This window comes from Bifidobacterium sp. LH_419 (genome assembly GCF_056356955.1).
This window is the reverse complement of sequence record NZ_JBKEVG010000013.1, coordinates 69021-92841: the sequence shown is the minus strand read 5'-3', so window position 1 is coordinate 92841 and position 23821 is coordinate 69021. Positions and strand designations below refer to the sequence as shown.

14 protein-coding genes are annotated in these 23821 nt (G+C 66.7%); 2 read left to right on the top strand and 12 right to left on the bottom strand.

Features of this window, described 5'->3' with window-relative positions; genetic code table 11:
* The first annotated feature begins 385 nt into the window (after nt 1-385).
* Complete coding sequence (locus AC1AYX_RS08855; protein ID WP_476503125.1) at nt 386-1288, top strand: acyl-CoA thioesterase; 903 nt, start codon at nt 386-388, stop codon at nt 1286-1288.
* A 222-nt stretch (nt 1289-1510) separates the two neighbouring features.
* On the opposite strand, the gene galK is transcribed toward AC1AYX_RS08855, so the two are convergent.
* The 9 genes from galK to AC1AYX_RS08810 all read right to left on the bottom strand — a co-directional run bounded on the left by galK (nt 1511) and on the right by AC1AYX_RS08810 (nt 13421).
* The gene (gene galK / locus AC1AYX_RS08850) at nt 1511-2761 is read right to left on the bottom strand and encodes a galactokinase (RefSeq protein WP_476503124.1); all 1251 of its coding nucleotides are present in this window, start codon (nt 2759-2761) and stop codon (nt 1511-1513) included.
* 52 nt (nt 2762-2813) lie between these two features.
* A complete protein-coding gene (galT, locus tag AC1AYX_RS08845; RefSeq protein ID WP_476503123.1) occupies nt 2814-4064 on the bottom strand; it encodes a galactose-1-phosphate uridylyltransferase in 1251 nt (416 codons plus the stop codon).
* A gap of 2 nt (nt 4065-4066) precedes the next feature.
* A complete protein-coding gene (locus tag AC1AYX_RS08840) occupies nt 4067-4876 on the bottom strand; it encodes a DeoR/GlpR family DNA-binding transcription regulator (RefSeq protein WP_476503122.1) in 810 nt (269 codons plus the stop codon).
* 204 nt (nt 4877-5080) lie between these two features.
* Nucleotides 5081-6232 carry a quinone-dependent dihydroorotate dehydrogenase gene (locus AC1AYX_RS08835; protein WP_476503121.1) on the bottom strand — a complete coding sequence of 384 codons (1152 nt, stop codon included), beginning with the start codon at nt 6230-6232 and terminating at the stop codon, nt 5081-5083.
* Nucleotides 6233-6251: 19 nt separating this feature from the next.
* Nucleotides 6252-7313, bottom strand: a complete 1062-nt coding sequence (locus AC1AYX_RS08830; protein WP_476503133.1) for an NADH:flavin oxidoreductase/NADH oxidase — start codon at nt 7311-7313, stop codon at nt 6252-6254.
* A 487-nt stretch (nt 7314-7800) separates the two neighbouring features.
* Nucleotides 7801-10080: a transglycosylase domain-containing protein gene (locus AC1AYX_RS08825; RefSeq protein WP_476503120.1), complete on the bottom strand. Its 2280-nt coding sequence runs from the start codon at nt 10078-10080 to the stop codon at nt 7801-7803.
* Between the two features lie 106 nt (nt 10081-10186).
* Nucleotides 10187-10882: a Crp/Fnr family transcriptional regulator gene (locus tag AC1AYX_RS08820; RefSeq protein WP_034526722.1), complete on the bottom strand. Its 696-nt coding sequence runs from the start codon at nt 10880-10882 to the stop codon at nt 10187-10189.
* Nucleotides 10883-11073: 191 nt separating this feature from the next.
* The gene (locus tag AC1AYX_RS08815; RefSeq protein ID WP_476503119.1) at nt 11074-12282 is read right to left on the bottom strand and encodes a lipoate--protein ligase family protein; all 1209 of its coding nucleotides are present in this window, start codon (nt 12280-12282) and stop codon (nt 11074-11076) included.
* 92 nt (nt 12283-12374) lie between these two features.
* The gene (locus tag AC1AYX_RS08810; protein WP_476503118.1) at nt 12375-13421 is read right to left on the bottom strand and encodes a 3-isopropylmalate dehydrogenase; all 1047 of its coding nucleotides are present in this window, start codon (nt 13419-13421) and stop codon (nt 12375-12377) included.
* A 266-nt stretch (nt 13422-13687) separates the two neighbouring features.
* Between AC1AYX_RS08810 and AC1AYX_RS08805 the strand changes: the two genes are divergently transcribed.
* Complete coding sequence (locus AC1AYX_RS08805; RefSeq protein ID WP_476503117.1) at nt 13688-15079, top strand: hypothetical protein; 1392 nt, start codon at nt 13688-13690, stop codon at nt 15077-15079.
* Between the two features lie 163 nt (nt 15080-15242).
* On the opposite strand, the gene AC1AYX_RS08800 is transcribed toward AC1AYX_RS08805, so the two are convergent.
* The 3 genes from AC1AYX_RS08800 to AC1AYX_RS08790 form a co-directional block, all read right to left on the bottom strand.
* Nucleotides 15243-19379 (bottom strand): DNA-directed RNA polymerase subunit beta', encoded by a 4137-nt coding sequence (locus AC1AYX_RS08800; RefSeq protein WP_476503116.1) that lies wholly within the window; start codon nt 19377-19379, stop codon nt 15243-15245.
* A gap of 47 nt (nt 19380-19426) precedes the next feature.
* Nucleotides 19427-22990: a DNA-directed RNA polymerase subunit beta gene (gene rpoB / locus AC1AYX_RS08795; protein WP_476503115.1), complete on the bottom strand. Its 3564-nt coding sequence runs from the start codon at nt 22988-22990 to the stop codon at nt 19427-19429.
* A gap of 162 nt (nt 22991-23152) precedes the next feature.
* Entirely contained in the window at nt 23153-23800 is a 648-nt protein-coding gene (locus AC1AYX_RS08790; protein ID WP_476503114.1) for a hypothetical protein, read from the bottom strand.
* Nucleotides 23801-23821 lie beyond the last annotated feature (21 nt).

Genomic DNA, 23821 nt, shown 5'->3' with positions numbered 1-23821 from the left:
CATGAAACCATCGTCATAACGACGCCTGCGATTCCCGGACATGAGAAACCGCACCTCCAATCATCGAATCCGAATTACTTCAGTCCAACAATCAGGGTGCGGTTCAGACGAGGGGGCTGTCGAACGCAGTGAGACTGGGGGAGAGATAGCTGGAACGTAACGGTTCCCGCTATCTCTCCCCCAGTCCGCTACCGCGGACAGCCCCCTCGTCAGAGGGGGCCAAGTCGTAGCGGGCGAGGGTGCCTTATTCGTATGCGGGCCATAACCCGCCGTTCACACGGCTCACATGCTCGTTACAATCGTCTCTGATGCCAGTAACGACCGACCGTTACAGTCGAGGCATCACATAATCGAACATCGAACACGACAATCTAGGGAGACGAGCATGACCGACGACACCATCACACCGCTGGAACATCTGGTGAAGGTGCTCAAACTGGGCAAGCCCTCCGACTACCGCAACCACACGTACGTGAACGGCGAAAGCCTCTACTTCCCCACCGGCCGCGTGTACGGCGGCCAGGTGATCGCCCAGTCGCTGATGGCGGCCGCGAAGACCGTGGCGCCGAACCGTCTGCCGCATTCGATTCACGGCTATTTCATCGCGCCCGGCGACATCCGCCAGGACCTGCTGTTCGACGTGGAGAAGCTGCGCGACGGGCGTTCGTTCTCGGCGCGGCGCGTGAACGTCACGCAGGCCGAGGGATCGATTCTCACCGCGATCGCCTCGTTCCAGGTGACCGGACAGGAGGGCGTGGAGTTCGCCGACCCGATGCCGGCCGACCTGCCCGACCCGGAATCGCTCACCAGCGCGAAGGAGCTGATGGCGCCGTACGCCGGCAGGTCGCCGTTCGCGAACTACTACGCGGAGAAGTCGCCGTTCGACATCCGCCATATCACGCCGACGATCATGCTCGGACCGGACAAGGAGTCCGCGGCCGCCGACTCCGGCAGGCAGATGGTGTGGATGAGGGCCGACGGCGAGGTCGAGGCGCCGCAGCTCATGCATCGTGCGATGCTGGCGCTCGGCTGCGACCAGGTGATGATGGAGCCGGTGCTGCGTCGCGCCGGACTGTCGATCTCCACGCCGGGCATCGCCTACGCGTCGATCGACCATTCGATGTGGTGGTACCGCGACGTGGACATCTGCCAGTGGCACCTGTACGTGCAGGACACGCCGACCGCCGCGCACGGCCGCGGACTCGGCACGGCGAAGGTGTATTCGCAGGACGGCGAGCTGGTCGCCGCCATCGCCCAGGAGGCGATGATTCGCGTGCCGCGCGGGTGATGACTCGGTGCCGTGGCGTTGCCTCCCTCTGATGAGGGATGTGTCATCGCGAAGCGATGACGGAGGGAGAGAAGAGAGAAGAAGAGCGGCCGTAGGCCGCGGGGAAATCGAATCGGCTTTCGGCCGATGCCGTATCTCCCGCGGCCTGCGGCCGCTCCTGTCTCTCCCTCAGTCGCGGCTATGCCGCGACAGCTCCCTCGTCAGAGGGAGCCGAAGTGAGGCTTACGCTTCGCGAGAGGCGCTCGCCGCGGCGTAGGCGGCGAGGGCGCGCGGGGCGTGGAAGCCCTGCTTCTCGAACTCGTCGGCGATCTTCTGGGCGACCTCCTGGGAGCGGCCCTTGTCGACGAGCGCGATGATGGAGCCGCCGAAGCCGCCGCCGGTCATGCGGGCGCCGTAGGCGCCGTTGTGGCGGGCCACGTCCACGGCCACGTCGAGCTCCGGCACGGTGACCTCGTAGTCCGCGGCAAGCGAATCGTGGGACGCGTTGAACAGGCGTCCGGCGGATTCGATGTCGCCCTGGGCGAAGGCGCGCACGAAGGAGCGCACGCGTTCGATCTCGGTGACGACGTGACGCACGCGCTTCTTCATCGTCTCGTCGGGCAGCGCGTCGAGCGTCTCCTTCAAAGCCTGGAGCTGGTCGTCGGCCTTGGAGATGCCGTCGGCGGCGACGCGCAGGTTGGCGACGCCGAGGATCTTCGCGGCCTCCTCGCAGGTGGCGCGGCGCTGGGCGTACTGGCCGTCGTTGAGCTGGTGCGGGGCCTGGGTGTCGACGACGAGCAGCTCGAGGCCGTACTTGTCGAGGTCGAACTCCTGCTGGGAGACGTTCTCCAGCGGGGTGAGCTCCGGGCGGCAGTCGAGCAGCAGCGCGTGGCCGGGCGTGCAGCGCATCGAGGCGTTCTGGTCGAGGCCGCCGGTGGAGGCACCGGCCATCTCGTTCTCGGACTTGATGGCGGCGTTGATGAGGGTGACGCGGCCGGCGTCGGAGTCGCCGTAGCCGAGACCGTACACGTCGTCGAGGGCGAGCGCGGTCGAGCAGGTCATCGCGGCGGAGGAGCTCAGACCAGAGCCCAGCGGCACGCAGGAGACGAACGCGGCGTCAAAGCCCTTCACCTTGGAGAAGCCGGCCTCGCGCAGCGCCCACGCCACGCCCACCGGGTAGGCGGCCCAGCCGTCCACGCCGCGGGTCTTGAGCCCGTCGAGATCGGCCTCGGCGACCTTGTCCGGGGAGATGGACGAGACGACGCGCACCTTGGTGTCCTCGCGCGGCTTGAGCGCGATGAACGTGCGCTGCGGCAGCGCAATCGGCAGGCACAGGCCCGCGTTGTAGTCGGTGTGCTCGCCGATCAGGTTGACGCGGCCCGGAGCGGCCCACACGCCTTCCGGCGCGAAACCGTAGGTGTCGACGAACAGTTTCGTCGCCTCGGAGACGCCCTCCTCATGGGAGATCGGCTCGATGAATTCAACAGCAGCCATTGGTGTTTTATCCTTCCTTGGTTTGTGGAACATCCTTGTTGAGAAGACGGCGTCAGTCGGCGATGTCGACGTCGCCGAGCTCGTGGAAGCGCTTCGCGATGAGCTCCGGGGTCGTGTCGGAGATCCAGGCGGCCATGCCGGATTCGGAGCCGGCGAGGTACTTGATCTTGTTGGCGGCGCGGCGGAACGAGAAGAACTGCAGGTTGAGACGGTAGTTCTCGCGGCGCGGATCGTGGATCGGGGCCTGGTGCCAGGCGGCGATGTACGGCAGGTCCATGCCCTTGCCGTCGCCCTTGTCGAAGAACGCGTTGCCGCGCTTGAGCAGGTGCGAGTACATGGAGGCGAGGTCCCAGCGCTCCTGGTCGTCGAGCTGGTCGATGGTGAGCACGTCGCGCACCGGCGCCACATGCACCTCGAGGGGCCAGCGGGCGGCGGCCGGCACGTAGGCGACCCAGCTGTGGTTGCGCATGATGACGCGCTCCTTGGCCTCGAGCTCGGCGTTCATCAGGTCCTTGAGCAGGTTGCCGCCGGTCTTCTCGTGGTAGGCCTCGGTGTGCTTGAGCTCCTGCTCCATCTTCGAGGCGATGAACGGGTAGCAGTAGACCTGGCCGTGCGGGTGGGCGAGAGAGACGCCGATCTCGGCGCCGTGGTTCTCGAACGGGAAGATCTGCTCGATGCCGTCCATCTTCGAGATCTCGGCGGTGCGGAACGCCCACGCCTCGACGACGGTGCGCAGACGGCTCACCGGCAGGTCGGCGGGCAGGCCGTGCTCGTTCGGGTCGAAGCAGATGACCTCGCAGCGGCCGGCGGCCATCTTCTTCTCCCACAGCGGGTTGCCGTCCACGTAGGTGACGTCCTCGGAACGGCCAGGCACGCGCACCATCGACGGGAAGCGGTTCTCGAACACGACGACGTTGTAGTCGGTGTCCGGCACCTCGCCGTCCTGGTACGGGTCGCCGGGCTTGCGGGCGGCCAGCGGGTTGCCCTTGGCGGTGGCGCCGGGGCCGGCGGTGATCGGGCGGTTCATGCGCGCGGTCGCCATCGGGATCCAATCGCCGGTCAGCGGGTCGCGGCGCATCTCGGGGGCCGCGTACGGCACCTCATCGCCGGCGGCATTCAGCTGGTTGGCGAAACGGTAGGCGAGATGACGCGGGTCCTTGAGCTCGCGGGTCTTCGCGCCGGAGACGTATTCCGGATCGTCGTCGAGGTAGAAGAAGTCACGTCCGTCGGCGAGCGTCGTCGGCGTGATGCGGATGTGCTCCTTCGCGTACGCACCCGGCTCGTAGGCTGCGAATTCGGTCATGGTTATTCCTGCTCACTTTCCTGTACGGGCTCGGTCTGTTCGGCCAGCACGAGCTCCTTGACCAGTTCCTTCGTTTTGGCGGCGGTATCGGGGTCGAGACCGTCGTCGGTGATGACCGTGTCCACCTGGTCGAACCGCGCGAACAGCGACAGCGATGTGCAGCTCCACTTGGTGTGGTCGGTCAAGATGATGGTGCGATCGGCGATGTCCATCATCGCCATATCGGTGGCGGCCTCCAGCGAATTGGGCATGAGGAAGCCGCGGGGAATCGACACGGAGTGCGTGCCGAGGAAGACGGTGTTGACGCGCAGCGAGGCGACGACCTTGTCGGCGATCGGGCCGACGAGCGAGTTCGATCGGGTGATGACGCCGCCGGTGACGATCACCTCCACGTCCTTCGATTCGAGGGCCTGCACGAGTTCGGCGACCGGGATCGAATTGGTGAGGATGGTGACGCCCGCGGCCTGCTGGCTTTCCAGCAGATGCTGTGCGAAGACGTAGGCGGTGGTGCCGCCGCCGATGGCGATCACGTCGCCGGGGGCCACGTATTTGACGGCCTCCTGCGCGATCGCGTCCTTGAGCCCGATGTCCATCTGCGACTTTACGGAGAACAACGGCTCGCTCAGCAGCGTGCTGGTGGTGACTGCGCCGCCGTGGACCCGCTTGAGGAGCCCTTTGTCGGCGAGTTCGGCGATATCGCGGCGGATGGTCATCGCGGAAACGCCGAGTTCCTTGCTGAGTGCCGTGATGCGCACGGCACCCCGGGTGCGAAGCCTGCTCAGTATCAGGTGTTGACGTTGTGACGATATCATATGAACATTATCGCACACAATCACCCATAGTTCAAACCGAGTTGTGCGTTTCGCGTACCCTTTTTGTAGTTTTGCAAACGTTAGCGAACAAAAAACAACATAGGCGCGATTGTCTATCGGAATTCTCCGGACGGTTTCCGGGTATCTCTCCCCCACCCGGCTCCGCCGGGAGCCCCCCCTCGTCAGAGGGGGCCGGAGACACAATCACTCGGCGTCGACGCCGACGGCTTCGGAGACGGACGAGAACCCGTCGCGGCGCAGCAGCTCGGCGAGGCCGCGCTTCAGGACCGTGATCTGCTGGGGGCCGCGGTACATGAGCGACGAGATGAACATGACCAGGTCGGCGCCGGCGCGAATCTTCGCGTACGCCTGCTCGGGCGTGAACACGCCGCCGATGCCGGCGATCGCGAACCGGTCGCCGTACTGACGGCGCACACGCGCGACCAGCGCCGTGCTGGCGTCCGTGCACGGGCCGCCGGACAGGCCGCCCTCCCACTCGTGCGGGATGGCGAGGCCGGTGCGGTCCTTGTTGAGGTTGGCGAGCGAGACGCCCTGCACGTTGTGTTCGGCGAGCACGTCGAGCAGATCGCGGAACTCCTCCCACGGCTTGTTGAGCGGCATCTTGACGAGCGTCGGCTGCGGGCGGTCGATCGCGTCGAGCGCGGTGAACAGCTTGTCGAGCGCCTCGGGCGAGGCGGTGAACGGCTCGCCCACATGCGTGTTCGGGCAGGACACGTTCACTTCGACCATCGCGGTGCGGCCGGCGGCGCGGCGCATCGAGACGCAGTAGTCCTCGATGCCCTCGTCGAGGTCGCCGCACAGTGCGTCGTTCGTACGCGCGATCGAGACGGACACCTGCATGTCGTGCGCGTGCGTCCACGCCTTCTCCGCACGGTCGATGACCTTGTCGGAGCCGATGTTCGCGAGGCCCACGTGCACCATCATCGAATCGTATTCGGGCAGACGGTGGAACCACGGCTTCGGATTGCCGGGGCACGGGCGGGACGTGGTGGAGCCGACCGTCTCGAGTCCGAAGCCGGCGTTGTCGAGCAGCACCGGCATGTCGCAGTTCTTGTCAAGTCCGGCGGACAGGCCGAACGGGTTCGCGAAGTCGACGCCCATCACCGTGGTCTCGAGGATCGGATCGGTGTAGTCGAGCATCGTGCGCTCCGCCCACAACAGCGGCGGGATGTGCTTGACCACGCGGCAGAACGCGATCATGCGGTCGTGCGCCTCGTCCGGCGGCACGTTGAAGACGAAATTGGGTTTGATGACGTGCTTGTAGCCGAAGGTGAACAGGTCGCAGGTCGCCTTGTTGACCGCGTCATGCCAGAAGCTGTCCGAAACGTAACTCATGGGCACCCAGTCTAGTCAATCAGTAGGCGCCGCGCACATACTGGGGCTGGTAGGGGGCCTCGGTGACGGGCACGCCGAGCTTGGCGGCGGCGCGCAGCGGCCAGTACGGGTCGCGCAGAGCGGCGCGGCCGATCTCGACCACGTCGGCCTTGCCCTTGGCGAGCACCTTCTCCGCCTGCTTCGGCTTGGTGATGAGGCCGACCGCGGTGACCGGCACTTCGGCGCGCTTGCGCACCTGCGCGGAGAACGGCACCTGGTAGTCGGGCTTGACCGGGACCGTCACGCCGGCGACGATGCCGCCGGTGGACACGTCGACCAGGTCCACGCCGTGCGCCTTGAGGATCTGCGCGAGCGCGACCGTCTGGTCGAGGTCCCAGCCGCCCGCCGCCCAGTCGGTGGCGGAGACGCGCACAAGCAGCGGCATGTCATCCGGAATCACGCCGCGGATCGCGTCGGCGACCTCCAGCAGGAAGCGGATGCGCCCCTCGAAGCCGCCGCCGTATTCGTCGTCGCGTTCGTTGCTCAGCGGGTCGAGGAACTGCGAGATCAGGTAGCCGTGGGCGGCGTGGATCTCAATCGCCTGGAATCCGGCGGCCACGGCGCGACCGGCCGCCGCGGCGAACGCGCCGACCAGTCCGTGGATCTCATCGACGCTCAGCGCGCGCGGCGTCGCGTAGCCGCCGAACGGGATGGCGCTCGGCGCGACGGTCTGCCAGCCGCCGGCCTCACCGGGCACGGTCTCGCGCTCGTAGCCGACGGTGAACGAGCCGGTCGACCCCTTGCGTCCCGCGTGATTGAGCTGGATGGCGGCCACGGCGCCCGTCGCCTTGATGCCTTCGACGATCCACTTCCACGAGTCGATCTGCCAGTCGGCCCACAGGCCCACGTCATTCGGCGAGATGCGGCCTTCGGGCGCGACGGCGGTCGCCTCGGCGATGATCATGCCGAAGCCGCCCATCGCACGCGACACGTAGTGCTGGTAGTGGAACGGCGTCGGTCGGCCGTCCTGCGCGAACGCCGAGTAGGTGTCCATCGGCGGCAGCCAGATGCGGTTGCGGATGGTCAGGCCGCGCAGCGTCATCGGCCGGAACAGCAGCGGGCCGGCGTCCTTGGCGGGGTTCTCCCCCCTCAGAGGCGTGCCGGTCTTGCCCGTTTTGCCCGGTTTCGTCGCCTTGCCGGCGGCCTTGCCCGATTTCACCGATTTCGCGGACTTCGCCGTTTTCGAGGATTTCGCGGCCTTGCCCGGTTTCCCGGACTTGCCTTTGCCTCCCGCCTCGACGGTGTTCGTCACGTCGAGGCCGCGGAAGTCGAATCCGCTCGGGCCTTCGACGTTCGCCGTCACGCCTGCCGTGCTTCCGTATGCCGTGGTGTCTTCCGCCATGATGTTCCCCCTTACGCCGGATGTCCGGCGATGATCGTCCTCGACAATTCTAACGTCCAAGCTGAAAGTACGCCGAACGCCCACCGTATGTGGGAATACGGTGGGCGTTCGGTTGCGATGCCGCGATGGCGCGGCCGCCAGTGGCACGAGCCCGCGATGGCGTCACGCGGGACTTACGGGAGAAGGATCACTGGCCGGTCGTGGTGCCCTGCTGGGTGGTCGTACCGGTCGTGCCTTCCGTAGTCGTGCCCTGCTGCGTGGTCGTGCCGGTGGTCCCCTGGGTGGTCGTGCCGGTCGTGCCCGAGCTGGTGCCGCTGTACGTGGTGGTGCCTCCGCCCGTGTACTTCGCGCTCGGGTTGCCGTAGCTGTTGTCGATCGGAATGCCCGCGGCGTCGACGTAGCTCTGCATGAACTGCTTCCACGCGGGTTCGGCGATGTACATGCCGTACCAGGTCGGACGGTACACGCCGTTGATCGTCTTGTAGTTGAACGACTGCGGCGACTCGGCGTTGCCGACGGCCACGAACGCGGCCACCTGCGGGATGAAGCCAGCGGTGAGCATGTACGTGTCCTCGTTGGTGCCGGTCTTCGCGAAGGTCTTGCGGCCGTTGGCCAGCTGGGCGTCCACGGCGTTGCCGTTGGAGCGGACGACGCCCTGGTTGATCGCGTAGGCGGCGATCTCCGCGATCTCCGGGTCGATGGCCTGATGGCAGTTCGCGGACGGCACCTTGTAGTTCTTGCCGGCGCGGTCGGTCATCTTGGTGATGGCGATCGGGGTGCATTCGACGCCCTTGGCGGCGATCGTCGCGTACACGTTCGCCATCGTGAGCGGCGAGGCCTGCACGGTGCCGATCACCATCGGCGGCTGGAACGAGTTGGAGTCGTACACGTCCTCATGGCCCTGGATCGAGTTGTGGTAGCCGACCTGCTTGGCGGCGTCCGCGATCGCGCACAGGCCGATCTGCTGGGTCATCGAGGCCTGGGTGGTGTTGTGCGAGAGCACGAGGCCCTGCAGCGGGCTTTCGTTCGAGGTGCCGCCGCCGGAGTTCTGCACGCTCCACGTGCCGGCGAACGCGTAGCCGTTGCAGCTGAAGCTCGCCGTGTTGTACGCGGTGGACGTGCGCAGGTACTGGTTGATGGACTTGCCCGCCTGCATCCACGCGACGAGGTTGATCGGCTTCCAGGTGGAGCCGGGCTGGAATCCCCAGCCGCCGCCGTCGGACTCGTCGACCGCGTAGTTGACGGCCGTTCGCGTCGAATCGAGCTTCGCCAGATCGGTGGCGTCGTAGGTGCGGTTGATGCCGAAGCCGAGCACTTCGCCGGTGCCGGGCCTAATCGCGGCGATAGCGACCTCGAAGCCGGTCGGATCGGCCGGCGGGATGGCGTCGCGCGCCGCCTGCATGGCGGAGTTGTTCGCGTTCACGTCCATCGTGGTGACGATCGACAGGCCGCCCTCCTTGAGCAGCTTGTTGCGCTCCTCCTCGGTCTTGCCGAACTCCTTGTTCTTGAGGATCTGGCGGGTCACGTAGTCGCAGAAGAACGCGGCGTCGCCAGCCACCTGGCAGCCGGATTCGATGGACTGCACGTTGAGCGTGTCCTTGAGCGACGTCTTGTAGGCCTCGTCATGCTGCTTCTGGGTGATGTACCCCTCCTGCAGCATGAGGTCGAGCACGATGTTGCGCTGCTTCTGCGACTCCTTGAGGTTCTCGTCGCTGGTCGGATCGTACCTGGCCGGGTTCTTCGTGATGGCGGCGATGGTCGCGGCCTGCACCACGGTCAGGTCCTTGGCGGAGGTGTTGAAGTAGCGCTTCGCGGCGCTCTCCACGCCGTAGAGATTGTGGTTGCCGAACTGGGCGATGTTGAGGTAGCCCTGCAGGATCTCGAGCTTCGAGTACTGCTTCTCCATCTGCACGGCGATGAGCATCTCGCGCACCTTGCGCGCGACGGTCTGTTCGGAGGCATGGTATTCGGCGATCGGGTCGTCGTCCTCGCGGGCCTGCATGGCGAGCACGTTCTTCACGTACTGCTGGGTCAGCGTGGAGCCGCCCTGCGTATCGCCCTTCTTCACGAACGTCTGGAAGAAGGCGCGCATGACGCCCTGCACGTCGATGCCGTGGTGTTTGAAGAATCGGCGGTCCTCACGGGCGACGACGGCCTGCTGCATGACCTTGGAGATGTTCTTCAGCGGCACGACGGTACGGTTGTCGGCGTAGAACTCCGCGATCTTCGTCGTGCCGTCCGAGGCGTACATCACGGATTTCTGGGGAAGGGAGGTCACGTCGAAATCGACGCCCTCGACCTTGAGCGACGGCACCACGGCCTTGGCCACCGAATTCGCGGCGAATACGGCGGGGGAAACCAGCGTGGCCATCACCACGCCGCCGCCGACGCACAGCATGAGATAGGCCAACAGCAAAGTAAGCACACGTCGAGCGGTAAGGGAGTTCTTTTTCGGCATGCGCCCCATTCTAAGTGGGTGGGTCTACCGGAACCGATGGCGTGCCACGGCGCGCGGGGAATCATTCACAGGAACCCCACTCCCTGAACGTCTCCCGGAAATCCGGTGAACGCGGTCAGCGGCGCGACCTGCGGATGAGCATGCCGGGCTGGTAGATGATGATCGAACGGCCCTCGCGCGCTATCCACCCGCGGTTCGCGAAGTCCATCAGCGCCTTGTTCACGGTCTCGCGGCTGGAGCCGACGAGCTGCGCCATCTCCTCCTGCGTCAGGTCGTGCGGCACCTTGAGCCCCTCCTCGACCGGCTCGCCGAAGCGGGACGCGAGGTTGATGAGCGTCTTGGCGAGGCGGGCGGGCACGTCCATGAACACGAGGTCGGAGATGTGCTCGTTGTTGGAGCGCATGCGCCCGGCCATCACCTGCAGCATGTCGATGGCGACGCGAGGATGCTGGTCGAGCCAGTGGAACAGCGCATCATGTTCGAGCCAGACGACGCGCGTGCCGTGGTTCATCGCCAGCGCGGACGCGGTGCGCGGGCCGCCGGTCGGGTCGAAGACGGGGATCTCGCCGAGCACCTCGCCCGGCGCGTGGATGGACAGCAGCTGGATGCGATGGTCGTTCGATTCGCGCACGAGTTTGACGCGCCCGTGCTCCAGCAGGTACATGCGGTGGTCGGTGCCGCCCTGTTCGAAGATGGCCTCGCCCTTGTCGTACACGGCCTGGTTGAGATGGGGGATCAGCTCCTCCGCCTGCTCCGGCGACACCTGCTTGAACAGCGCGGTATGCAGGAGCACGTTCTCCTCTTCGGGCATCGCGTTCGGCTTTTCCGCCAACTCACATCACCATCCCATCATCACGTCGCCGTATTCCATCGTCGGTCCGCGGACATCCTCGACCATCGTCCGCAACATTGTACCGCACGCCCACCGGAGCCGCCGTGAACGTACCGTAAGCGTTCACGGGCGCGCGTCGGCGCACGCGCGGGCGGCGGGCGGCGCCGCCGTCACGCGCGGGACGCCTGCGCGCGGCAGTACGCGAGCAGGTGCGCGACGACCTCGGCGCGGGACAGCCCGGTCTGGCTTCTGAGCGGGTCGACGCGCTTCACGGCGGACTTGACCGCCTTGTCGCTCGTCTTCTCGCCGCTCACGTTGAGCACGCGCGTCATCTTCACCGCGTCGATGTCGTACGCCATCGTCACGTGGTGCAGGACCGCGCCGGGAGCGTGCGTCGCGGCGGGCGCGGCAGCTTCCCCGCGCGCCGCCGCACGCGCGTGCGGCGCGGGGAAGCGGCGTTGCGCCGCGCCGCCGATCTTGCCGTGCTGCGAGGCGATGTCGTTGAGACCGGCGAACCGCACGTCGAGTCCCAGCCCGCGCAGCGCCTCGACGAGCCACCGGTCGCACAGACGATACGACGATGCGACGTCGATGCCGGCGACGAAATCGAGCGGAGTATATAAGGAGTAGGTGATGGTGTTGCCGGGTTCGATGAACATCGCGCCGCCGCCCGTGCACCGGCGCACGACGGTGATGCCCTCCGCGCGCGCGACGCTTTCGTGGACCTCGTCGGGGATGGACTGGAACCGGCCGACGACGACGCACGGCGCGTTCCACTCCCAGATGCGCAGGGTGGGTCGGCGCGTGCCGGCCGCGACCTCGCGCGCCCATCGCTCGTCGACCGCCATCTGGTCGGCGGGGCTGCGCGGTTCGTCGTGGACGATGGCGAGCCACGGCCAGAGGGAAGCCCAGCGGGAGGCAAAGTCGGGGTCGGGCGTCGTGACCACCCCCACCCGCTGCGCGGGAGCCCCCGCCGGCGGGGGCGGAGTGAGGGAGGACGCGGTATCGGTGGCGGACGGGGCGATCGCGCGGACGGCGGCGATGGCGATGGCGTCGGCGTCGGTGCCGACGAGACGGGCGTGCGGATGGCGGGCGATCGCCTCGCGCACCGCGGCCGCGATCGTCGCAGAATCGATCGTCGCAGAATCGATTGTCGCAGAATCGGCGCCGGTCGCGGGAGACGCGGCGATGACCGCGGCGAGCGCACGTTCGACGCCGCGCAGGAGGGCGTCGGCGGTCCCGTCGGAATCGGCTTCGACGAAGAAATCGCCGTCGATGCGCACGCGCGGCGCGTCCGTGCCGTCCGGCTCCACGGTCACGGCGACGAGTTTGCCGCCCGGCGTCTTGCATTCCCCACGCATCGCGTTCTCCATATCCATGCCGCCACCATAGCAAAAGGCCCTCGGCGTGATGCCGGGGCCTTCGGAAACGTGCGACGGACGCGCGCCGCATGCCGCGCGTCACGGACGCGTCACATGCGGGCGAGGATGTCCTTGCCGACCTGGTCGGTGGTGCGGACGGTGGAGCCGAGCTCCTCGATGTCCGCCTCGACGGCCTTGTGGATCTTCTGCGCGGCCTCGTCGAAGCCGAGATGCTCGAGCAGCATGGCGGCGGAGAGGATCGCGGCGGTCGGGTTGGCCTTGTTCTGGCCGGCGATGTCCGGCGCGGAGCCGTGGATCGGCTCGAACATCGACGGGTATTCGTCGGAGGCGTTGATGCAGCCGGAGGCGGAGTAGCCCACGCCGCCCACGACGGCGCCGGCCTCGTCGGTGAGGATGTCGCCGAAGAGGTTGTCGGTGAGGATCACGTCGAACTTCGACGGATCGGACACGAGGAAGATCGTGGCCGCGTCGATGTGCGAGTAGTCGTGCGTGACCTCCGGGTACTCCTCGCCGACCTTGTCGACGATGCGCTGCCACATGTCGCCCGCGTTGACGAGCACGTTCTTCTTGTGGACGAGCGTGACGTGCTTGCGGCGCTTCATGGCGAGCTTGAACGCGTAGCGCACGACGCGCTCCACGCCGTACGCGGTGTTGATGGAGACCTCGGTGGCCACCTCGTTCGGGGTGTTGCGGCGGACCGCGCCGCCGGCGCCGCAGTACAGGCCCTCGGTGCCCTCGCGCACGACGACGAAGTCGATGTCGCCGGGGTTCGCGAGCGGCGAGGTGACGCCCTTGTACAGCTTGGACGGGCGCAGGTTCACGTACTGGTCGAGATCGAAGCGGAGCTTGAGCAGCAGGCCGCGCTCCAGGATGCCGGCCTTGATGCGCGGGTCGCCGACGGCGCCGAGCAGGATCGCGTCGGTCTTCTTGATGCGCTCCTCCTCGTCCTCGGGCAGGATGGAGCCGTCGCGCAGGTAGCGCTCGGCGCCCAGGTCGAAGGGCTCGTAGTCGAATTCGGCCACGCCTTCGGCCGCCTTCTCGAGCGCCTTCTGCGCCCACGGGGTCACTTCCTTGCCGATGCCGTCGCCGGGAATCACGGCGATCGTGTACTTCTTCGTTGCGGTGTTTTCGCTCATGGCACGAGACGTTACTCGCGGCCGCACGGCGCCCACGGCGGCCGTTCATCAAATGGACACGATTCCGGACATGGGCCGGATGCGGACGGCGGGCGCGGGGACGGTCCGTCAATCCCGGTCCGTAGATCCCGGTCCGCCGACCGGACGATGCGCATGGTGATGTTCGCCCTGCGTGTTCGCCGGTGATAGGCTGGAAGCAGCCTCCGAGCGGTTGGAACGTCATCGATGACGGTGACGTGGTAAGGAGGGTAATGAAAGGAATGCGTATGAACGACGCAAACGCCAATGGAGGCGGCTCCGGAGCCCCGGACCCCAAGTTCACGGACAACGGACAGATCCCCTTCGACCAGACGCCGGACACGGCGCAGGCCGGCACCCCGGCACCGGATTCGCCGGCACCGGCGTTCGGACAATCATATGAGCAGCAGCCCGCCCCGGCCACGCCCGCACCGTGGGAGGTCCCGCAGGCCGATGTGCCGACGCAGCAGTTCTCGGCACCGCAGCCGGATGCGCCGACGCAGCCGATCCAGGCGCCGCAGTACGGCCAGCCCGAAGCTCCGGCGGCGCCGGCGTTCGGCGCCCCGGATGCCGCGGCGTCCCAGCAGCAGTTCTCGGCGCCGCCGTACACGCCGGCGGTGCCGGGACAGCCCGGGCAGCCGGGACAGCCGCCGTTCGGACAGGGCCAGCAGCCGCCGTATGGACAGCCTGGCGCGCCGGGTGCGCCCGCCGCCCCCGCCTACCCGGGTGCACCCGCTCCGGGGCAGCCCGGTCAGCCGGGACAGCCGGGCCAGCCGCCCGCCTACCCGGGTGCCCCCGCGCCGAAGAAGAAGCGCTCCACCGGCGCGCTGATCGGCATCATCGTCGGTGCGATCGCCGTGGTCGCGGTGATTGCGCTCGTCGTCGTGTTCGCGGTGGTCAAGCCCGGCTCGCTCACCTCCGACGACTATCTGGACGGCCAGCACCAGACGGGCGTGATGCTCACGAAGTACGGCAACATCTCGACGAAGCTGTCGAAGGCCATGGCCACCACGTACGACAGCAAGTCCACCTTCGACAAGGAGGACGCCGCAAAGATCAAGGAGTACGTGAAGGCCTACGAGGATTCGAACAAGGAGTTCACCGACCTCAAGATCTACCAGAAGGACGACAAGGTGAAGGAGGCGTACGACAAGTACGAGAAGAAGGCGAAGAAGTTCGTCACGTTCTCCAACAACCTCGCCGACACGGCCGTCACGATGAGCGCCGTCACCAAGGCGTGCGACTCCACACCGACCGCGTCCTACACCGACAACGACTACTTCAGCGAGTACAACGACTACATCAAGGGCTGCACGACGGCGCTCGGCGACCTCAGCGGCTCCAAGATCAAGCCGATCGCCGAATACGCCACCACGATGAAGGACTACCTGACCAAGCTGGGCGACATCATGACGCAGTTGGAGGCGCTCGGCAACGGCGACGACATCTACAGCGACGACGGCAAGTACCAGCAGTACCGCGACCTGACGGAGCAGCTGTACGATCTGGACAGCCCGTACAACGCCTCGTCCGACCTGAACGACGGACTGGACGACATCGAGAAGGAGGCCAACCCGTCCGACGAGCTGAACGACTTGAACGACGTCATCCAGGACGGCTTCAACGAGAAGCTGAAGTAACGGCTTCCGGCGGCCTGTCGCGCGCGGCTTCCGTTCGCGCGTGACGCCCGGCCGCCCACGCCGCATATGAATGACCCCCTCCGCAATCCGCGGAGGGGGTCATTCATATGCGGCCATATGCGCCGGCCGACCCGCTCAATCGAGCAGGCCGACCGGCCGATCATCAGACGATGGCGGTCGGATCGTCGTCCGAACCCGCGGCGTCGGTGCCGGCGGCATCGCCGTCGTCACCGGGGAGCTTCAGGTCGGAGCCGTCCGCGTCGCCGCCGAAGTCGGCGGTGCCGCCCTGGTCGTCCAGGAAGTCGTCCGGGTTGAAGTCCTCGCCGAGCTTCAGGTCGCCGAAATCGATGTTGGAGAAGTCCACATCGTTGATGTCGCCGTCGGTGAAGTCGAGGCCCTCGCCGTCGTCGCCACCGCCCAGACCGAAGTTCGGGTAGATGGTGTCGCGGATCGCCTTGTCCGGCTCGACCACCGCGTTGCGGTAGCGGGCCAGGCCGGTGCCGGCCGGGATGAGCTTACCGATGATGACGTTCTCCTTGAGACCCTTCAGGTCGTCGACCTTCTGGTTCAGGGCGGCGTCGGTGAGCACGCGGGTCGTCTCCTGGAAGGAGGCGGCGGACAGCCACGAATCGGTGGCCAGCGAGGCCTTCGTGATGCCCATGAGCTCCGGACGGCCGGAGGCCGGCTTCTTGCCCGCCTGCACGGCGGCCTTGTTGACCTCGCGGAAGCGCTGCTGGTCGACCAGCTCGCCGGGCAGCAAGTCGGTCTCGCCGGAGTCGATCACGGTGATGCGACGGCTCATCTGGTGGACGATGACCTCGATGTGCTTGTCGTGGATGTCCACGCCCTGGGAGCGGTACACGTTGTGCACCTCCTCCACGATGTTCATCTGGGCGGCGCGCTTGTTGAGAATGCGCAGGATCTTCTTCGGATCGACGGAACCCTCGATGAGCTGCGTGCCGGTGGCGACGTGCTCGCCGTCCTTCACCAGCAGCGGGACGCGGCGCGACACGTTGTACGTGATCGGCTTGATCTCGCCGTCCTCGACCGGGGCGCCGGAGTCGGCGTCCGGGGTGAGGATGACCTGGCGGCCGCGGTCGCCGTCCACCACCTTGATGGTGCCGGCGAACTCGGCGATCGGGGACTCGCCCTTCGGCGTACGGGCTTCGAAAAGCTCGGTGACACGCGGAAGACCCTGGGTGATATCGGAGGCCGAGGCGACGCCGCCGGAGTGGAAGGAACGCAGCGTCAGCTGGGTACCCGGCTCGCCGATGGACTGGGCCGCGACGATGCCGACGGTCTCGCCGACGTCGACCAGCTTGTTGGTGGCCATCGACCAGCCGTAGCACTTCGCGCACACGCCGCGCTTGGAGGCGCAGGAGAGCACGGAACGGCACTTGACGAACTCGACGCCGTGGGCGACGAGATCGTTGAGCACGTCCATCGACAGGGCGTCGTCGCGCTTGTACAGCACGGTCTTGCCGTCGGCCGGGTCGATGACGTCGGCCGCGAGCAGACGGGAGTACGGGCCGCCGTCCGCGTTCTTGACGAGCACGAGGTTGCCGTCGGCGTCGCGGTCGGCCACGCGGATGTCGATACCCTGCTTGGTGCCGCAGTCCTCCTCGCGGACGATCACGTCCTGGGAGACGTCGACCAGACGACGGGTCAGGTAGCCCGACTCGGCGGTACGCAGTGCGGTATCGGCCAGACCCTTGCGGGCGCCGTGCTGGGAGATGAAGTACTCCAGCACGGACAGGCCGTCGCGGTAGTTGGACTTCACCGGACGGGGGATGATCTCGCCCTTCGGGTTGGCCACGAGGCCACGCATGCCGGCGATCTGGTTGATCTGCATCATGTTGCCTCGCGCGCCCGACTGAACGATGATGGCGAGGTTGTTGAGCGGATCGAAGTCGTGCTCGACGGCCTTCGACACCTCGGCGGTGCACTTCGTCCACAGGTCGATGAGCTCCTGGCGGCGCTCCTCCTCGGTCAGAAGACCCATCTCGAAGTTGTCGTTGACCTGGGCGGCCTCGTCCTCGTACTTGGCGACGAGGGTGTTGCGCTCGCCCGGCTCGATGACGTCGGAGAACGCGAAGGACACGCCGGACCACGGCGCGCGGGTGAAGCCGAGATCCTTCAGGGCGTCCAGCGAGGCGGCCACCTGGGCGGTGGAGTAGCGGGTCGCGATGTCGTCGACGATCTTCGCCAGACGCTTCTTGCCGACCTGCTCGTTGACGAACGGGTAGTCGACCGGCAGGGTCTGGTTGAACAGGACGCGGCCGTAGGAGGTGGCGAACAGGGCGGTGCCGTCCTGGAAACGCTCCTCCTTGACGACGGTCTCGCCGTTCTGGGCGTCCGGATCGGCGACCTTGAGCTCGCCCGGCTCCCAGTTGGCCGGCAGGACGAAGTCCTTCGGCACGCGGATGAGCACCTTGGCCTGCATGTCGATCTCGTGCAGGTCGAGCGCCATCTCGGCCTCGGCCAGCGAGGAGAACACGCGACCCTGGCCCTTGACGCCCTCCACCACGGTGGACAGGTAGTACAGGCCGAGGATCATGTCCTGGGACGGCATGGTCACGGTGTGGCCGTCGGCCGGCTTCAGGATGTTGTCGGAGGCCATCATCAGCGAGCGGGCCTCGGCCTGGGCCTCGGCGGACAGCGGAAGATGAACGGCCATCTGGTCGCCGTCGAAGTCGGCGTTGAACGCGGCGCAGGCGAGCGGCGGCAGGTGGATGGCCTTGCCCTCGACCAGGATCGGCTCGAACGCCTGGATGCCCAGACGGTGCAGCGTAGGCGCACGGTTGAGGAGCACCGGATGCTCGGAGATGACCTCCTCGAGCACGCCGTACACCTCGGTGTCGCCGCGGTCGACCATGCGCTTCGCGCTCTTCATGTTCTGCGCGTAGTTCATGTCGACGAGACGCTTGATGACGAACGGCTTGAACAGCTCGAGCGCCATCGGCTTCGGCAGGCCGCACTGGTGCATGCGCAGCGACGGGCCGACGACGATCACGGAACGGCCGGAGTAGTCGACGCGCTTGCCGAGCAGGTTCTGGCGGAAGCGGCCCTGCTTGCCCTTGAGCATGTCGGACAGGGACTTGAGCGGGCGGTTCGAGGCGCCGGTGACCGGACGGCCGCGGCGGCCGTTGTCGAACAGGGAGTCGACGGCCTCCTGGAGCATGCGCTTCTCGTTGTTGAGCATGATCTCCGGGGCGCCGAGCTCGATGAGGCGCTTCAGACGGTTGTTGCGGTTGATGACGCGACGGTACAGGTCGTTGAGGTCGGAGGTCGCGAAGCGGCCGCCGTCCAGCTGGACCATCGGACGCAGGTCCGGCGGGATGACCGGAATCACGTCGAGCACCATGGCCTCCGGCTTGTTGCCGGTGGACAGGAACGCGTTGACGACCTTGAGGCGCTTCAGGGCCTTAGTCTTGCGCTGCTCGGACGCGTCCTTGATCTCCTCGCGCAGCTCGGCGGCGATGGCCTCGAGGTCGAGGGACTGCAGGCGCTTCTTGACCGCCTCGGCGCCCATGGAGCCCTCGAAGTAGTCCTCGTAGCGGTCCTGCATCTCGCGCCACAGGTCCACGTCGTCGATGATGTCGCCGGCCTTGAGCTTCTTGAACTTGTCGAACACGGCGTTCAGACGCGCGATCTGGTCGTCGTAGCGCTGGCGGATGGCCGCCATGTCGCGCTCGGCGCCGTTGCGCAGCTTGGCCTTCGCGGCGCCCTTGGCCTCGCCGGCCTCCTCGAGCTCGTGCAGATCGGCCTCGACCTTCTTGGCGCGGTCCTCGATCTCGACGTTGCGGCGCTTCTCGAAGTTCGCGATCTCGTGGTCGAACTCGTCCTGCAGGTCCGGCAGGTCCTGGTGACGCTGCTCCTCGTTCACGGCGGTGACCATGTAGGAGGCGAAGTAGATGACCTTCTCCAGGTCCTTCGGGGTCACGTTGAGCATGTAGCCCAGACGGGACGGAACGCCCTTGAAGAACCAGATGTGGGTGACCGGGGCGGCCAGCTCGATGTGGCCCATGCGCTCGCGGCGGACGCGGGAGCGGGTGACCTCCACGCCGCATCGCTCGCACACGATGCCCTTGAAGCGCACGCGCTTGTACTTGCCACAGGCGCACTCCCAGTCGCGGGTCGGTCCGAAGATCTGCTCGCCGAACAGACCGTCCTTCTCCGGCTTCAGGGTGCGGTAGTTGATGGTTTCGGGCTTCTTGACCTCGCCGTGGCTCCAGCCGCGGATATCGTCCGCGGTGGCCAGGCCGATGCGAAGCTTGTCGAATGCGTTGACGTCCAGCACTGTTGTTTTCGTCCTTACTTACGCTTGCTTACGGTTCTCGATGGGTCTCACTGGTACTCGGGCTGAGCGGCGGCCTGGTCTTCCTTCGCGGCCGCGTCGGGGCGGGCGCCGATGTTGAAGCCGAGGTCGTCGGAGGAGCCGGCCGGATCGTCGTCCTCGTCCTTCATGTCGATGGCCTGGCCTTCGGCGTTGAGCACCTCGACGTTCAGGGACAGGGACTGCATTTCCTTGAGGAGCACCTTGAAGGACTCGGGGATGCCCGCCGGCGGCAGGTTCTCGCCCTTGACGATCGCGCCGTAGACGCGCACGCGGCCGTCCACGTCGTCGGACTTGGTGGTCATCATCTCGTGCAGCGTGTACGCGGCGCCGTAGGCCTCGAGGGCCCACACCTCCATCTCGCCGAAGCGCTGGCCGCCGAACTGCGCCTTGCCGCCCAGCGGCTGCTGGGTGATCATCGAGTACGGGCCGGTGGAGCGGGCGTGGATCTTGTCGTCGACCAGGTGGTGGAGCTTCAGCATGTACATGTAGCCCACGGAGATCGGACGCGCGAACGGCTCGCCGGTGCGGCCGTCGAACAGCGTGGCCTTGCCGTCCGGGCCGACCAGACGGTCGCCGTCGCGGTTCGGCAGCGTGGTGGACAGCAGGCCCTTGAGCACGTCCGGCTTGACGCCGTCGAACACCGGGGTCGCGACCGGGGTGCCCGGCTCGGCCTTCTCGGCGCCGGAGGGGACGAGCTTCTTCCACTCGGCCTCGAGGTCCGGGTCGAGGGAGATGTCCCAGCCGGAATGCGCGATCCAGCCGAGGTGCAGCTCGAGCACCTGGCCGAGGTTCATTCGGGACGGCACGCCGAGCGGGTTCAGCATGATGTCGACCGGGGTGCCGTCGGCGAGGAACGGCATGTCCTCCTCGGGCAGGATGCGGGAGATGCAGCCCTTGTTGCCGTGGCGGCCGGAGAGCTTGTCGCCCACCGTGATCTTGCGGTGCTGGGCGATGTAGACGCGGATCATCTGGTTCACGCCGTTGGGCAGCTCGTCGCCGTCCTCCTCGGCGTCCTCGCGGGTGATCTCCTTGACGCCGATGACCGTGCCGGTCTCGCCGTGGGGCACGCGCAGCGAGGTGTCGCGCACCTCGCGGGACTTCTCGCCGAAGATGGCGCGCAGCAGGCGCTCCTCCGGGGTCAGCTCGGTCTCGCCCTTCGGCGTGACCTTGCCGACGAGGATGTCGCCGGCCTCGACCTCGGCGCCGATGCGGATGATGCCGCGCTCGTCGAGGTTCGCGACCGCGTCCTCGCCGACGTTCGGCAGGTCGCGGGTGATCTCCTCGGCGCCCAGCTTGGTCTCGCGGGCGTCGATCTCGTACTCCTCGATGTGGATGGAGGAGAGCGTGTCGTCCTGGACGAGACGCTGGGAGATGATCACGGCGTCCTCGTAGTTGTAGCCGTTCCACGGCATGAACGCGATGAGCAGGTTCTTGCCGAGGGCCAGCTCGCCCTTCTCGATCGCCGGGCCGTCGGCCATCACGGTGCCGGCCTCGACGCGCTCGCCGTCGTGGACGATCGGACGCTGGTTGTAGCAGGTGGTCTGGTTGGAACGCTGGAACTTGGCCAGCTTGTAGGAGCTGGTCGTGCCGTCGTCGTTCATCACGCGGATCATGTCGGCGGAGACGTAGGTGACCACGCCGTCCTTCTCCGACTTGATGACGTCGCCGGAGTCGTTGGCGGCGCGCCACTCGGAGCCGGTGCCGACGAGCGGGCGCTCGGACTCGATCAGCGGGACGGCCTGGCGCTGCATGTTGGTGCCCATGAGCGCTCGGTGGCCCTCGTCGTGCTCGAGGAACGGGATCAGCGAGGCGCCGAGGGAGACCATCTGACGCGGGGAGACGTCCATGTAGTCGACCTGGCTGACGGGCACATCGACCGCCTCCTCCTCGCCGACTCGGGCGAGGGCGGACTTCTGGACGAAGTTGCCGTTCTTGTCGAGCTCCTGGTTGGCCTGGGCGATCACGTGGTCGAGATCGCGGTCGGCGGTCATGTACTCGACCTCGTCGGTGACGTGGCCGTCGACGACCTTGCGGTACGGGGTCTCGATGAAGCCGAACGGGTTGACGCGGCCGAAGGTCGCCAGCGAGCCGATGAGGCCGATGTTCGGGCCTTCAGGGGACTCGATCGGGCACATGCGGCCGAAGTGGGACGGGTGCACGTCGCGCACCTCCATGGAGGCGCGGTCGCGGGACAGGCCGCCGGGGCCCAGCGCGGAGAGACGACGCTTGTTCGTCACGCCGGACAGCGGGTTGTTCTGGTCCATGAACTGCGACAGCTGCGAGGTGCCGAAGAACTCCTTGATGGTGGCGTTCACCGGGCGGATGTTGATCAGGGACTGCGGGGTGATCGCCTCGGCGTCCTGCGTGGTCATACGCTCGCGCACGACGCGCTCCATGCGGGACAGGCCGGTGCGCAGCTGGTTCTGGATCAGCTCGCCGACCTGGCGGATACGACGGTTGCCGAAGTGGTCGATGTCGTCGACGTCGACGCGCAGGTCGACGTCCTCGCCGTTGCGCTTGCCCGGGAAGGTGTCCTTGCCGTCGTGCAGCGTGCACAGGTACTTGATCGTCGCGATGATGTCCTCGCGGTGCAGGGAACGGTCGTTGACCTCGTTCTCCAGGCCCAGCTTGCGGTCGATCTTGTAGCGGCCGACGCGGGCCAGATCGTAGCGCTTCGTGTTGAAGTAGAAGGAGTCGAGCAGGTTCTTGCCCGCGTCCGGGGTCGGGGTGTCGGCCGGGCGGATCTTGCGGTACAGGTCGACGAGGGCCTCGTCCTGGGTCTGGAGGGTCTCCTTCTCCAGGGCGTCGAGCACCAGCGGGTAGTCCTTGAACGCCTCGCGGATCTCCTGCTTGGTCATGCCGATGGCCATGAGGAACACGATTGCGGACTGCTTGCGCTTGCGGTCCACGCGCACCTGCGGCTGGTCCTTCTTGTCGATCTCGAACTCGAGCCACGCGCCGCGCGACGGGATGATCTTCGCGCCGAAGACCTCCTTGTCGGAGGTGCGGTCCTGCTGGCGGTCGAAGTAGACGCCCGGGGAGCGCACGAGCTGGGAGACGATGACGCGCTCGGTGCCGCCGATGATGAACGTGCCGTGCGCGGTCTGCAGCGGGAAGTCGCCCATGAACACGGTCTGGGACTTGATCTCGCCGGTTTCGCCGTTCTCGAACTCGGCGTTCACGTACAGCGGGGCGGAGTAGGTGTAGTCCTTCTCCTTGCACTCCTGGACCGTATGGCGCGGCTCCTCGAAGTACGGGTCGGAGAAGGTGAGGGACATGGTCTGCGCGAAGTTCTCAATCGGGGAGATCTCGTTGAAGACCTCGTCGAGGCCGGAGACGTGCGGCGTGGTGACCGTGCCGTTCTCCTCGTCCTTCGCGACGCGCGCCTTCCAGCGTTCGTTGCCGATCAGCCAGTCGAAGCTGTCGGTCTGGACGCCCAGGAGGTAGGGCACGTCGATGGGTTCCTTGATGGAACCGAAGTTCACGCGATCCGACGCCTTGTGCAGGTCGATGTCGTGCTGGTCGGCGCGTGCGGTGATGGTGGTGGTGTTCGTCGTAGCTTCAGTAGCCAATGGACGTTCCTTATCGCTCGCTATGTGTTCGTTTTCCCCGTCGAAGCGCGCATGGCCACCATATGCCTATGCGAGCTTCGTTGTGTGGAGGCATGCCCGCAATATGACACACCGTATGCAAATTACAAAGAATAGCGGTATGTAAGGACTTTCATCGCACCGTCATCGCACTTCGATGTTGACCTTCTCGCTGACGACCTTGGGGGCGTCCTTGAGGCTCAATTGGGCGGTGTACGCGCCGCGGTCCACCTTCGGCAGGTCGTCCTGGCTCTCCGCGCATTCCGAGCCCGTGCGGTTCGCGCCCCACGTGAGCGTCTGCACGTCCTTGTCGCCCTTCGCCATGAGCAGCATCCTCGCGTCCGCCGGGCACGAATCGGACCTCCACACGGTCTGTCCGTTCGACGAGATCGTGAGCACGCGCCCCGAATCGGAGGCGTCGACGAGGCAGGAGTCCGCGCCCTCATGCTCGATCGTCGCGACGAAGTCGATCGAACCGCCGACCGCCACGGTCGCGGCCTTCGCGGTGAGCGTCAGACGCGTGTCCTTCGTGGAGCAGTTCCGCACGCCGGTGCTGCGGTGCGGCGTGGGAGCCCCGTCGCGTTCCAGCGCGACGCGGCTCACGCTGCCGTACGTCGCACCCCACACCGCGCCGACGCCGCGCGACAGGCTGTACCCGCAGAACACGATGAGCGCGAGCGCGAGCAGCAGCACGATGCCGACGACGATGCGACGACGACGATAGATCGCACGCTGCCGCTTGTTCAGCTTGCGTTTGCGCTGCTTGCCCATACCCGTTCCACCTTGTGCCATAGTGCCTTTCAGTCTATCGCG

Excerpts from the sequence above, each read along its gene's own strand:
- AC1AYX_RS08855 (WP_476503125.1), top strand. The coding sequence starts at position 386 with ATGACCGACGACACCATCACACCGCTGGAACATCTGGTGAAGGTGCTC.
- galK (WP_476503124.1), bottom strand. The coding sequence starts at position 2,761 with ATGGCTGCTGTTGAATTCATCGAGCCGATCTCCCATGAGGAGGGCGTC.
- galT (WP_476503123.1), bottom strand. The coding sequence starts at position 4,064 with ATGACCGAATTCGCAGCCTACGAGCCGGGTGCGTACGCGAAGGAGCAC.
- AC1AYX_RS08840 (WP_476503122.1), bottom strand. The coding sequence starts at position 4,876 with ATGATATCGTCACAACGTCAACACCTGATACTGAGCAGGCTTCGCACC.
- AC1AYX_RS08835 (WP_476503121.1), bottom strand. The coding sequence starts at position 6,232 with ATGAGTTACGTTTCGGACAGCTTCTGGCATGACGCGGTCAACAAGGCG.
- AC1AYX_RS08830 (WP_476503133.1), bottom strand. The coding sequence starts at position 7,313 with ATGACGCTGCGCGGCCTGACCATCCGCAACCGCATCTGGCTGCCGCCG.
- AC1AYX_RS08825 (WP_476503120.1), bottom strand. The coding sequence starts at position 10,080 with ATGGGGCGCATGCCGAAAAAGAACTCCCTTACCGCTCGACGTGTGCTT.
- AC1AYX_RS08820 (WP_034526722.1), bottom strand. The coding sequence starts at position 10,882 with ATGCCCGAAGAGGAGAACGTGCTCCTGCATACCGCGCTGTTCAAGCAG.
- AC1AYX_RS08815 (WP_476503119.1), bottom strand. The coding sequence starts at position 12,282 with ATGGATATGGAGAACGCGATGCGTGGGGAATGCAAGACGCCGGGCGGC.
- AC1AYX_RS08810 (WP_476503118.1), bottom strand. The coding sequence starts at position 13,421 with ATGAGCGAAAACACCGCAACGAAGAAGTACACGATCGCCGTGATTCCC.
- AC1AYX_RS08805 (WP_476503117.1), top strand. The coding sequence starts at position 13,688 with ATGAACGACGCAAACGCCAATGGAGGCGGCTCCGGAGCCCCGGACCCC.
- AC1AYX_RS08790 (WP_476503114.1), bottom strand. The coding sequence starts at position 23,800 with ATGGCACAAGGTGGAACGGGTATGGGCAAGCAGCGCAAACGCAAGCTG.